This window comes from Vibrio sp. S11_S32 (assembly GCF_014694465.1).
Classification (GTDB): Bacteria; Pseudomonadota; Gammaproteobacteria; order Enterobacterales; family Vibrionaceae; genus Vibrio; species Vibrio algicola.
The window spans coordinates 1-12,753 of the sequence record NZ_JAAUWS010000059.1; the positions used below are offsets into that span (position 1 = coordinate 1).

A 12,753-nucleotide genomic window follows, 5' to 3' on the forward strand; every position below is an offset into this window, starting at 1 on the left:
TGTTAGGCCTGCCGCCAGCGTTCAATCTGAGCCATGATCAAACTCTTCAATTTAAGATTTTGATTCCCTTAATTAAAAGGGAGTGACTCAACGAATACTGACTTCAAAACTAATCTTTATCCGAAGACAAAGTGTAATTTTAAAGCTATTACCATTCCAACAGAATGGTAATGAATTGACTGTGCCGAACAATAAATTGTTCAATTTGGTCACTCAGTTCATTGAAATCATTTTTGCTTTCTAAGAAAGCTTATTGATTATCATCAACGAGTGCCCACACAGATTGATAGGTTTAAATTGTTAAAGAGCATTCTTCGTTGCTATCGACTTGGATAACTCGGTCACCGTATTGGCTTTCCTTTGAAGAGGTGCGCATTATAGACCAGGATTAACTGTTGGCAAGTATTTATTTGCTTATTTTTCAAAAACCAGTTCAACCGTTTAAATTTTAGGCGCAACAAGTGAAAATCGTTTACTTAATAGGCTTTCTTATGCAAATGGCGTCAGTATTAACCCTTGGTTTATTTTAACCATTGCGACGCATGCGCTTTAATATGGTTTCATAATCTAATAATGCTTGGTATTTATGGTAATCAAGCCCTTTAGCAAAAACATATTTAGTCACGAGTGAGCGCGCTTGCTGTAATAAAACCTCAGCATCCCAATCAAACTCATAAAAACGGCTAATGTGCGCTACGTTAATGGCATGGCTTAGTACATCTTTACTTGGGTTGTCGGTGATCAATACTCGTTTGGTAAACCTAAAATCGGGATCGTCTGCTATTACCTCTAATAATGGCGCTCCACTCTCGCTACAGGTAATGATATTTGAAACCACTACAGCAACAAATTCACCATGTTTATCCAGCTCTTTGATGCCACTTAATGCTTTGTCGGCCGAATTATATTGATGAACGGTCACCAGATCAGACAACGGCGCCAAGTCGTGTAATAGCTTAAATGTGATCTCGACATTCTCATCCACGCACATGATATGTAATTTATCCATAACTCAATCCTTTAAATAACACTCAATAAATTTAATATCCACACCATAACAAAACTTAATAACACACCGGATACCCCGATGATAATTCCCACCGTCGCCATTTCTTTGGTTTGAATATGACCGGTCGCATGAGCCAAAGCATTGGGCGGGGTACTAATTGGTAGCGCCATGCCAAGTGATGCGGCAAAAGTAACGACCAGTAATAATGTCACCTCACCGCCTAATGGTACTAATGAGCTCATCGACACCCCTAACGCGGCCATAATTGGCATTAATAAATTGGCGGTGGCGGTGTTCGACATAAAGTTTGCCATAGTTAAGCTCAAGAATGCCGCACCGATTAAAACCACATACGGCGAGAATGAATCAAACGGAATACTGTATACCATCAATTCTGCCAAGCCGCTTTTATCCAATGCGAGCCCTAGCGCAATACCGCCAGAAACCAGCCACAACACATCCCATGAAATTTTCTTCAAATCATCTTTAGTAATAATGCCTGTCATTAAAAACACCATTACGGGGATCATCGCCACGGTATACGAATTCATGCCATGCGATGAACCCATCAACCACAATAAAATTGTGCTGATAAAGGTAACGTAAACCAATATCGCTTTCGGTGTTTTTAAAAATTCGCCTTGAATATCTAATTCGATTTTCTGTTGCTTAGCCGGAAACAGTTTATTGATCAGCACCCAAGCCAGCGCCATCATAATGATCACAAACGGCACACCAAATGCCATCCACTCTCCAAAGCCAATCGTATTCGCGCCATGTAAGTATTTTAGTGCAATCGCATTGGGCGGCGTACCAATTGGGGTGCCGATCCCACCAATGTTTGCCGCCAATGGAATGCATAAAGCAAATGCAATTCGACCAGGATCATTGGGCCTAAATATCGCAATCACCGGCGCTAAGATTGAAAGCATCATTGCAGTAGTGGCAGTGTTGGACATAAACATTGAGAACATGCCCGTGATCAGCATAAGACCAAGCATCACATAACGTGGATTTTGCCCAAACGGTTTGAGTAATACTCGCGCTAAATTGACATCCAAACGATATTTAGTCGCAGCAATGGCAAGAAAGAATCCACCTAAAAATAGAATAATGATTGGACTGGCAAAGGTCGCCATAATATCGATATGACTCATCACCGCGCCATATTGCGGGCTACCTTCCGCGCCACGAAAAAAAATAATCGCTTTATCGGAGACCAGGAATAACTCCAAGGTAATGATCGCGACAGAAGTGGCATAGATAGGGATTGGCTCTAAGATCCAACTTAAGGTAGCAAACACAAAAATAGCGGCAACACGCTGCTGCACTATGGTCATACCGTCGAAAGGAAACGCTGATAATGGCAAGCATAAGATCAGTAATGGGATGGCAATAGGGAGTATGAACTTTAAATACTTGTGCATTGTATTACCTTGAAATAATCATTTGATGACTATTATCAAGGCTCTTATTTCTATACTAGAAGCGTGAGATCAACAAAAGACTTACTATATTTAAGGATATGTTTACTTTGTGGTTAAGATCAAAAAAATCGCCATTACCACCACACGGCTGTGTAAGTAATAATGACGATCGCTTGCTCTCATCAATCACGACATATTATTTATTCAAATAGACTAATTTATAACCTAAATAATTGCAGTTGTAGTGAGGCGGCAAGATCATTCAGCCCCATGAACCTATTTTTATAAACTAAAAGCTGGCCTAAGTGATTGGGGTGAATGAACGAACGTAGCCAACAAAACTACAGCTCCAATTATGACGGTTATTTCGCTTTGAAATAGAGATCCTTGGAGTATATCCGCCCCTCGGCATTATGCATTGGGTAACCACCTAACTTAGGATTCACTAAACGCGATTGCATAAAGTAATAAATCGGCGCGATAGGCATATCTTGCGCCAGCATTTGTTCCGCTTGATCGTAGTATTGATTACGCGCTTTAATATCCACGGCACTTTGCGCTTGTTCTAGCACTTTATCGTAATTAGGGTTGGCGTAAGATGGGAAGTTTTTGTCGTTATCTGAAGTCAATAAGCTCAAGAAAGTCGACGCTTCATTGTAATCGCCACACCAAGAGGCGCGCATAATGTCAAAGTCACGCTGTTGACGCGCGGCTAAATAGGATTTCCATTCTTGGTTATCCAGTGTCACTTCCATGCCTAAATTTCGTTTCAACATCGAGGCAATTGCCACCGCAATCGCTTTATGGTTTTCACTGGTGTTATAAAGTAAAGAGGCTTTCAACGGGTTAGATTTATCATAACCGGCTTGTTTTAATAATTTTGCCGCTTCTTGATCGCGTTTTTGTTGGGTCCAAGTACTGTATTCTGGTTGGCTTGCTTTAAAGTTCGCCACATCTTGGTGGGCAAACGTATAGGCAGGCACATTGCCTTTGGTCACACCATTGGCGATCACATCACGCATAATGGTATAAGAAATCGCTTTACGCACTCGCACATCATCAAATGGCTTACGCTTGGTGTTCATGGCGTAATAATAAGTACATAACAAAGGCGTGATTTTATAAGCATTAGGATGATCTTTTTTAAGCTTATCCACCATGGCCACTGGTACATCAGAAGTAATATCCACTTCACCGGTTAAATAACGATTCATGGCCGAAGTTTGGCTTTCAAATGGAATGTAAGTCACTTTATTAATAACGGTATCTTTATCATCCCAATAATGGCTATTACGCACCATTTCTAAGCGTTCGTTGATCACCCATTTCGACAGTTTATACGCGCCATTGGATACCATATTTTCAGGCTTGGTCCAATTATCACCATATTTTTCAACCGTTTTTTGATTGATCGGCATCATCACGGTATGCGCGGTCATGGCAACAAAATACGGCACGGGTTTATCGAGCTCAAACTGTAGTGTGTATTTATCCAGCGCCTTTACCCCCAGATCGGCGATTGGCTTATCGCTATCAATGATCGCTTCCGCATTTTTAATGCCGGTGAGTTTTAAATACCAAGCATTCGGGGAAGCAAATTTCGGATCGACCGCGGTATGAAAACTATAAACAAAATCTTGCGCCGTTACCGGATCGCCATTTGACCATTTCGCATCATGACGCAGATGGAAGGTGTAAGTCTGGTTATCTTTGGTTTCCCAACTTTGCGCCACACCGGGTACCACACTGCCGTCTTTATCTTGGATCACTAACCCTTCAAACAGATCGCGCAGAATATGCATCTCGGGAATGCCTTCCGCTTTTAAAGGATTGAGCGTGGGCGCTTCGGCATCATTACCACGCACCAATTCTTGTTGTTTGGCTAATACGGTACCAGCAGGCACATGGGCGGCATAAACAGGCAAACAAAGCGCAGAGCTAAGAGATAACGCCACCAGCGAAAAAGCAAATTTAGACATGATTCTTCCTTGAGTAGTGAATAAATACAGATCATTGATAATATTGTTAGCTTAGCACTACATCTCATATTTCTTGTCAATTTATTGCGTCAGTCGCTTTAACTGTGACTTTGAATAGGTAATACTCAAATATCACCAACATTACCCAAAGTCATTAAAATTGCGACTTCAAGTAACACGGGTATAACGATTAGGATGATCGCATGACTATAACGCTTCGCTCGCGCCAACAACGTGGACAATTTGAACTCAAACCCGAAATTTATGGTCAATCGGTTTTAGGCGCCGCTTTGTTGTATTTTCCCGCTCAAGTACACAATGCCGATTCGGGATTAATTATCGCCGGAACCCATGGTGATGAAACCGCCTCGATCACCAGCCTGTCTTGTGCGCTGCGCTCCATTCAAGCTCAGTATTTACATCATCATGTGATCTTGTCAGTGAATCCTGATGGCAATCAATTGGGCACTCGCGCCAATGCCAATGGGGTCGACCTCAATCGTAATTTTGCCTGCAACAATTGGCTACAAGGTGGCACCGTCTATCGTTGGAGCACCCATGAACCTGAACGTGATGTATTGATTGGTACAGGAAAGACTGGAAACTCAGAGCCAGAAACTCAAGCTTTATGCCAACTGATTGATGAATTAGAGCCCGCTTGGGTGGTGTCTTTACACGAACCTTTGGCATGTATTGACGATCCCGCGAATTCAGACTTAGGCCAATGGTTTGCCAATCAAATGCAAGCTCCCTTAGTGGGCGATGTTGGTTATGAAACCCCAGGTTCTTTTGGCAGTTGGTGCGCTGAGCGCGATCTATTATGTGTCACAGTTGAATTACCGGCAGTTTCCAGTGATTTTGCCAGTCAGGAATACCAAGCAATGTTGGTCGATTTATTAACTGGCAAAGCAAATACCGATTAACTGGCTTATACCCAAAGTAATTGAAGTTGCAGTGAGGCGGCAAGTAAACGAAGCCCCATGAGCTTAGCTTGCCTAAGTGATTGGGGTGAGTAGCGCAGCCAACAAATCTGCAGCTTCAAGTAAGACGGGTATAGGTTCCCCCCATAGATCACTCATCAAATATTGGATTTAGCGAATAAACCATCGCTTAAAGGTGCGCACAGCAAACTTTTTATGCTTCATCAAAAAACTGATCCTTGGTAGCCAAGTTGGAGTATTAAACACGGTTTTGGCGTGACTAAAGGTTTTGAAACCTTCGACCCCATGATAATGCCCAATTCCGGACTCTCCAATGCCACCAAATGGCGCATCTTCAGCTCCCACATGCAGCACAGTATCATTAATACCAACCCCACCACTGTGCGTATTGCGTAATACTGTTTTGGTGGTGTTTTTATCATTGCTCATTAAATATAGCGCCAACGGTCGCTCGCCATGATTGATATAATCGATCGCTTCATGCAAGTATTTATACGGTTTGATTGGCAAAATCGGGCCAAAGATTTCTTGTTGCATGATCAGCATGTCATCATTCACATCGGTAATTAAGTGGGGTAACAGACGACGAGTTACATCACGCTCACTCGATGGTTTGCTCAATTTAGTGTTCGCCTCTGCCTTCGTCTCGGTTTTAACGGCATGAATACAACCGCCTTTTTCTTGCGCATCACGTAAATAAGACTGCAAACGCTCATACTGACGTTGATTAATGATATGGGTAAAATCGCGGCCTTTTTTCCCAGCTGGATAATGCTTTTCAAATCGCGCTAAAAATAGCTGTACGAATTTATCCACTTTGGCTTGTGGCACAAAAGCATAATCAGGGGAGACACAGATTTGCCCAGCGTTAAGGCATTTACCAAATAAAATTGCATCGATCGCTTTAATCAAGCCCGCATCGGTGGCGCACACATCATCCGCCACGATCACCGGAGATTTTCCTCCAAGCTCTAATGTCACTGGGGTTAAGTTTTGCGCTGCAACTTTTGCTACCGCGCGCCCCACCGAAGTTGAACCGGTAAATAACAAATGATCAAACCGCAACTGACTGAATGCTTGCGCCACCTGTGCTTCACCTTCAACCACTTCAACGTCTTTTGAAATCACCGCCACAATCGTTCGGATCACTTGATTGGTCTTTGGGGTGAATTCACTCAGCTTCATCATCACTTTATTGCCCGCCGCCAACGCCGTCACTAATGGCGCGAGACTTAAGATCACCGGGAAATTCCAAGGTGAAATGATCCCCACTACACCCAGCGGTTGATATTGAACCGAGACTTTCGATGGCGCAAACATTAAACCGGCATGACGACGACTGGGTTTTGCCCACTTATTTAAACGTTTGAGAGTGTAATTAATTTGCGCCACGGTCGGCATAATATCGGCCATGGTGGAGTCAAATTCAGAGCGATAGCCAAAATCTTCACTCAATGCTTGTACTAATGACTTTTGATGCGTGATCAATGACTGCTTGAGTTTGAGCAGCTTTTGTTTGCGCTCATCAAGACTTGGTGACGGATGTTTGGTAAAACTTTCCTGCATTTTTTGCAATAGTGCCGATAATGAATCACTGAGATCGAGATCCGATGAGGACGAAGCAACGAATGCAGGCTCAGTGACTTTAGATTGAGCAGATAAAACATCACTTGATGCCACCTCTTTAGCATTCACAGACGTTATTCCGTTCATATTCGATCCTTACCTTCAATTATTGAGTCATTTGTTATTTTCATTACTTGGTCAACATTAAGTCACATTCAACATTGCTGCAACTATACTGATACCCAATGAGATCAACGTCATCCATAGGTTAACAACTTGCTACGATTTATTTTTGGAATTAAATTCTTACATTATAAAAATGAGACTTATATTGTTTTTTTATTTTCGCCTAACAGTGATAATATGCGCGACATATTAAACTAAGCTATTACTAAATAAGTAGGCGATTATGTGGAATAAACTAAACAAATCAATGATGTTCTGCCAAGCTATGTTCGGCTTGTCATTTTATGGGGTGATGGTCATTCTCACCCGTTTTTTCTTAGAAAAGCTCCATTATAGCGAAGCAGAGACCATGATGATCGTAGGGGCTTTTTCCTCTATTGGTCCATTATTTGCGATCGCAGGTGGCTTCATTGCCGATAAATTGCTTGGCTCGTACCGCTCACTCACCATTTCTTATGGTGCGTTTAGTATCGGTTACGTTCTATTGGTACTAGGGGCATCTTCTACCAATGTACCTATGAGTTTAGTCGGGATCGCACTGGCCAGTTACGGTCGCGGTATGATGGCACCGTCTTACCCAAGCTTATACAAACGTACCTTCAAAACTGATACTGATTTTGAAAACTGTTACCCACTCAACTACTCAGTCAATAATATCGGTGCTTTTTTAGGTCAGTATTTATTCCCACTGTTTGTATTATCGATTGGCTTTAACGGCAGTTTCGGGTTATCGGCGGCGTTAGCGTCTATCGCTTTCATTACCTTATTGGTACTAAATAAACCTTTATCGAATGTCAGCAGCGAGATCGATAAAAATAAAGTTAGCCCTAAAAACTTAGTCTTGTTCTTAGTGATTTCTGCGGCAATGATTGGCTTGGTATTCTTTATGTTCTCGAACATGGATATCGGTCAAAATATCGTTTACGTGATTGGTATCAGTGCTCTTTCATACTTGGTATTCTTGATTTTCCGCAGTAACAAATCCGAAGGTTTACGCATTGGTACCATGCTTATTATGACCATGCTTACCACTTTCTTCTTTGTATACTACGGTCAAATGATGACATCCATGACCATGGTGAGTTTAAATACAATGCGCGGTGACTTATTTGGATTTATTCCGATTGCACCAGAAGCGGCCATGGCGATGAACCCACTATGGTGTATCGTCGGTGGTCCAATCATTACTTGGATTTTCTCGACTTTAGAAAAACGCGGCGTAACGATTTCCACCGCAACCAAGGTGGCGATTTCATTTGTTCTCGTGGCTATTTCATTTGGTATCTTAACCGTTGCTGTTACTGGTGTTGGTCAGGATGCAATTATCCGCCCAGAAGTGTTCTTGGCTGTGTACGGTTTTATGTCAATTGGTGAAGTGATTGTCGGTAGCTTTGTGGTGGCGTTTGTTTTATCCGTTACCCCAAAATACATCGAGAACTTTTCTGTAAGCTTGTTCTACATTGCTCAAGCATTAAGTGGCATTGTGGGTGCAGTATTCTCCACCAGCATTGCGATGGAAAAAGGCCAAGTGATCACCCAAGCCATCGTTCAAACGGTTTATGGCGATTACTTTAAATTGCTTACCATCTTAGCGTTAGTGATGGCAGTGATTGCTCTGATTGGCTCGTACGTTATTCGTAAGATGCTTAACAAAGCCGATGCTTGCGCAGAAAAATTAGAAGCAAAGCCTGCGGTCTAAGAAACCGGTAATATAAAAAGCCTGTCGCGTAAATAAACGGCGCGTAAATAGACATAGAAAAACAAAAGGGTCGCACTACTTAATAATAAGCAGTGCGACCCTTTTTAATACTTGTCTCGGTAGATTAACTTACTTATACCCGTCTTACTTGAAGCTGCAGCTTTGTTGGCTGCGCTAACTCACCCCAATCACTTAGGCAAGCTAAGCTCATGGGGCTTCGTTTACTTGCTGCCTCACTGCAACTTCAATTACTTTGGGTATATACCAATTCCATTTGATATTTGATCAATTTGAATACGCCGAAAAGACGCTGATCCGTCTGTAATGGTCAAGTAATCCTGTAGGACCTCTAAGCCACTTTTAGTAATTCTTGGCGTTTGTGAACGCTCATTAAATTTATCGCATGGGTATTATTTTGATTGGTGTTAACCCCAAAGATCTTCGCTCATCACCTGCATGCTTGAGCCTTCAAACTCAAAGCCATGATCGCAATCTTGCGCCAATAGTAATGGGCCGTCTAAATCGACAATATCTGCGCCTTGCGCCACTACAAAGGCAGGTGCCATCCCTAGAGAGCTGCCAACCATGCAGCCAACCAAAATTTTTAGACCTTGTTCAATCGCCGCTTGTTTCAGTTTTAATGCTTCGGTCAAACCGCCAGTTTTATCCAACTTAATATTGATCATATCAAATCGCCCTACCAACTTAGCTAAACTGGCTGCATCATGACAAGATTCATCAGCGCAAATCGTAATTGGACGAGGTAAGCCATCCAACCACTCATCTTTATCAGCAGGGAAAGGTTGCTCAATCATCAACACATTTAATTCAACCAATTGCGGGATCATGCGTTGATAGATCTCAACATTCCACCCTTCATTGGCATCCACAATCAACTGGCTATCTGGTGCATTTTTACGAACTGCCGCCACACGCTCAATATCGCCTTCTCCCGCTAACTTTAATTTCAATAACGGACGATGACGATTTTGATACGCCGCTTGCCCCATTTTTTCGGCGCTATCCAGTGATAAAGTGAAAGCGGTGGTCTGCACGCAAGGCGAGAGCTCCAGCAATTGCCAGATGTTTTGCTTATTCTGTTTACAGTGTAAATCCCACCACGCACAATCAAGTGCATTACGCGCCGCACCAGCTGGTAACAAGGTGGCAATACGCTCAGGGGTCAATTGTATCGCATCAATATCAAGCGCCGCTAAATCGGCCATCACCTGTTCAATCGATTCACCATAACGGGCGTAAGGAACACTTTCACCATAACCAACTGCACCATTGGCCGGCTCAAGCGTGACCACCACCACATCAGCATGGGTTTTAGAGCCTCGAGAAATAGTAAAGGAGCCATTGATTGGCAAAGAATATTGATTGACCGATAACTTATTAACCAAGTGATGATTAATGGTAAATTTGAATTGTTTTGACACTGAGCGGCCCTCCGATAGCCAAAGTCATTGAAGTTACCATGAGATCAATACGATCGCATTCACGAGCCAACCAAGCGGCAACGTCAAGTAATACGGGGTGTAACAGGTATTTTAAGCGATAAGATGCTCATCATACCCAATGGCGATTAAAGACTGCATGATTTGGGTCATGTTTTCTGGCCAAGGCTGAGGTTTAAAAAATCCCTGATTAGGATAAAGCTCAATGCGTTGCAATTCACCCACCATCAAATTAATCACATCACAAGAGGGATGCAACGTATTGCAATAATCAATAAAGTTGGGGAATTGTGGGGAGGTAACTTGCGCGTTCACTTGAGGCCACAGTTGTTCGCAACACGCTAGTGCACGGCGTTCCATATACGGTTTTTGTACTAAAGTAACGCTATTTAGCTTAATGCCTTGCTCGACTATAAGCTGCTCAGTAAAAATGAGATTCTCACCGGTATTGGTCGATTGGGATTCCAATAAAATCGCCTCACACGGCACTCCGCAATCCATCACCACTTTGGCAAACATTTCAGCCTCTGATTGCGGAAATAAATCATCGGTCATTCGCCCTAATCCACCAGAGATGATCACCCGTGGCGCGATCCCTTGATGATACAATTCTGCCACTCGTTCACCCACTCTCAAATCGGAGCTGCCCAGCAACAATATTGCATCACTCGGTTGTATATCTTGCTTGAGCTGTAAATAATTCCAAACCGCTAACACTTGATTGTAATAACCAGACATCACCCACTCCATCGGCTTACAACATGCAAGCGCCAAATAATTAAACACTCATTACCCTAAAAATCTAACAGTAGAAAATGAGAATAGATCAAACTACTTTACTTGAGTTTAAGGCAAGTGTTAATGACAGAATAAAGAAGAGGTAGGAAAAAGACATAATATTGAAATAAGTGCACAATGACAAAAGCCACCATGAATGAAATGGCAGCCATTTGAGTAAAAAACCAACTAGATTAGTGTGATAACGACTCAGCCTGCCAATTATTTTTTTGATTACAGTTACGACATAAACAAACTGGGCCCATTTTGTGGTAATGTACCCCGTTCATTAACTGGCTCATCAATTTGCTAAACTGCTGCAGCTTCGCTTTTAATGAAATATCAATATTGTCCTTAGGTAGTCTACACAACACTTCTTTGTGTTGGGTGTCACGACGGCATGAGTCACAATAAAGAACAGGCATATGAGCTCCAAAAATTAACGGTTAAATTTCGTACAGGCTCGGCATAATATCCATTGAAACTGCCAATACGTCATGAAATTGAAAAGTTAATGTCAATAATCCAACCGATATCAAAATTTGCAGTTGATATCGCATACCATCGTTTCTTTTAGCTAACATTTTTGATCGGTTTTAACGTTTATTTAATACCCATCACATCGCCCGCCACGGAAAGGCCGCATTTATCAGTCATGTGTTCCAAACACTGTCTATGCTAAAAGTAACGGTCAATTTTTATCGAGTTTTTTAGAGGCGATATATGAATACAGTTTATCCTGTTGGCTCAATAGAGTCTTTTTTGTTGGCAATATTTGTCCTGTTATTAGGGCACTTTGTTAATACAAAAGTATCATTTTTATCTAAATATAAAGTGCCAGAACCGATTGTCGGTGGCTTAATTGTGGCAATCATCATCACGATCTTGCACTTTAATAACATTACTTTAGAGTTTAAATTGCCTTTGCAACAGACCTTAATGCTATTGTTTTTTACCACTGTCGGTTTATCGGCCAGCTACACCCAGTTAGTCAAGGGCGGTAAAAAGGTCTTTATCTTTTTAGCTGTGGCATCCATTTATATCATTATCCAAAATGCGGTGGGTGTCAGCCTTGCGACTATGCTAGGGCTTAATCCATTACTTGGCTTGGTAGCAGGGTCCATTACCCTCTCTGGCGGTCACGGAACGGGCGCGGCTTGGGCTAGTACTTTCCAATCTATGTATGGCTTAAACACGTTAGAGTTTGCTATGGCGGCGGCAACTTTTGGGTTGATCGTGGGCGGTATTATTGGCGGCCCTGTGGCGCAACGTCGCATTCAAAAACATAATCTAAAATCTGAATATGGTGACGGCGATAAACACCACGAAAGCTTCCCCGATGTGGTGACCTATAACGACAGTGAAGAAGAAAAAGTCACCGCTCGCCGCGTGATCGAGACTTTATTCACTATGCTGGTCTGTGTGGTTGGCGCCATTTACGTTGAAAAATGGGTCAGCAGTTTTGAAATAAGCTGGTTAAAAATTCCTGACTTTGTTTATGCCCTGTTTATCGGTGTGATCATTACCAACATTTTTGAAGTCTCAGGTAAATATAAACTCAATACTGATACCGTCGATATTTGGTTCTGTCGCAAAGTTTTAATAAGCGGCTATTGCACTAATCTCCAGGCGTAATTACGCTACGAGACCGTAAAACTGTTCCCAACTAGATAATCCATTTGGATTATCTAGTTGTTCATTTTTGATCA

8 protein-coding genes and 1 pseudogene are annotated in these 12,753 nt (G+C 42.2%); 3 read left to right on the forward strand and 6 right to left on the reverse strand.

From position 1 onward, the window contains the following. Positions 1-526: 526 nt before the first annotated feature. The 3 genes from HC723_RS15150 to HC723_RS15160 form a co-directional block, all read right to left on the reverse strand. Positions 527-1,009 carry a response regulator gene (locus HC723_RS15150; RefSeq protein ID WP_190339669.1) on the reverse strand — a complete coding sequence of 161 codons (483 nt, stop codon included), beginning with the start codon at positions 1,007-1,009 and terminating at the stop codon, positions 527-529. A gap of 11 nt (positions 1,010-1,020) precedes the next feature. Next, a complete protein-coding gene (locus tag HC723_RS15155) occupies positions 1,021-2,436 on the reverse strand; it encodes an SLC13 family permease (protein ID WP_190339670.1) in 1,416 nt (471 codons plus the stop codon). Between the two features lie 362 nt (positions 2,437-2,798). Next, entirely contained in the window at positions 2,799-4,415 is a 1,617-nt protein-coding gene (locus tag HC723_RS15160; protein ID WP_190339671.1) for a peptide ABC transporter substrate-binding protein, read from the reverse strand. A 209-nt stretch (positions 4,416-4,624) separates the two neighbouring features. Between HC723_RS15160 and mpaA the strand changes: the two genes are divergently transcribed. Next, entirely contained in the window at positions 4,625-5,338 is a 714-nt protein-coding gene (mpaA, locus tag HC723_RS15165; RefSeq protein ID WP_342365762.1) for a murein tripeptide amidase MpaA, read from the forward strand. Positions 5,339-5,506: 168 nt separating this feature from the next. On the opposite strand, the gene HC723_RS15170 is transcribed toward mpaA, so the two are convergent. Continuing rightward, positions 5,507-7,069: a coniferyl aldehyde dehydrogenase gene (locus tag HC723_RS15170; protein ID WP_190339673.1), complete on the reverse strand. Its 1,563-nt coding sequence runs from the start codon at positions 7,067-7,069 to the stop codon at positions 5,507-5,509. A gap of 262 nt (positions 7,070-7,331) precedes the next feature. Here HC723_RS15170 and HC723_RS15175 point away from each other — a divergent pair, with 262 nt between their 5' ends. Continuing rightward, positions 7,332-8,807: a peptide MFS transporter gene (locus HC723_RS15175; RefSeq protein WP_153448296.1), complete on the forward strand. Its 1,476-nt coding sequence runs from the start codon at positions 7,332-7,334 to the stop codon at positions 8,805-8,807. Positions 8,808-9,232: 425 nt separating this feature from the next. Here HC723_RS15175 and dgcA read toward each other — a convergent pair whose 3' ends face one another. Together dgcA and HC723_RS15185 are read right to left on the reverse strand one after the other, a co-directional pair. Further along, positions 9,233-10,249 carry an N-acetyl-D-Glu racemase DgcA gene (gene dgcA, locus HC723_RS15180; RefSeq protein WP_342365761.1) on the reverse strand — a complete coding sequence of 339 codons (1,017 nt, stop codon included), beginning with the start codon at positions 10,247-10,249 and terminating at the stop codon, positions 9,233-9,235. A 111-nt stretch (positions 10,250-10,360) separates the two neighbouring features. Next, positions 10,361-11,008, reverse strand: a complete 648-nt coding sequence (locus HC723_RS15185) for a YdcF family protein (protein ID WP_446751410.1) — start codon at positions 11,006-11,008, stop codon at positions 10,361-10,363. 759 nt (positions 11,009-11,767) lie between these two features. Between HC723_RS15185 and HC723_RS15190 the strand changes: the two are divergent. Further along, positions 11,768-12,625, forward strand: a pseudogene (locus HC723_RS15190) (sodium/glutamate symporter); the annotation flags it as partial. Between the last annotated feature and the right edge of the window lie 128 nt (positions 12,626-12,753).

What these genes read in the sequence shown, in the direction of transcription:
- HC723_RS15175 (WP_153448296.1), top strand. Translation starts at nt 7,332, where the DNA reads ATGTGGAATAAACTAAACAAATCAATGATGTTCTGCCAAGCTATGTTC.
- HC723_RS15155 (WP_190339670.1), bottom strand. Translation starts at nt 2,436, where the DNA reads ATGCACAAGTATTTAAAGTTCATACTCCCTATTGCCATCCCATTACTG.
- HC723_RS15160 (WP_190339671.1), bottom strand. Translation starts at nt 4,415, where the DNA reads ATGTCTAAATTTGCTTTTTCGCTGGTGGCGTTATCTCTTAGCTCTGCG.
- HC723_RS15150 (WP_190339669.1), bottom strand. Translation starts at nt 1,009, where the DNA reads ATGGATAAATTACATATCATGTGCGTGGATGAGAATGTCGAGATCACA.
- HC723_RS15170 (WP_190339673.1), bottom strand. Translation starts at nt 7,069, where the DNA reads ATGAACGGAATAACGTCTGTGAATGCTAAAGAGGTGGCATCAAGTGAT.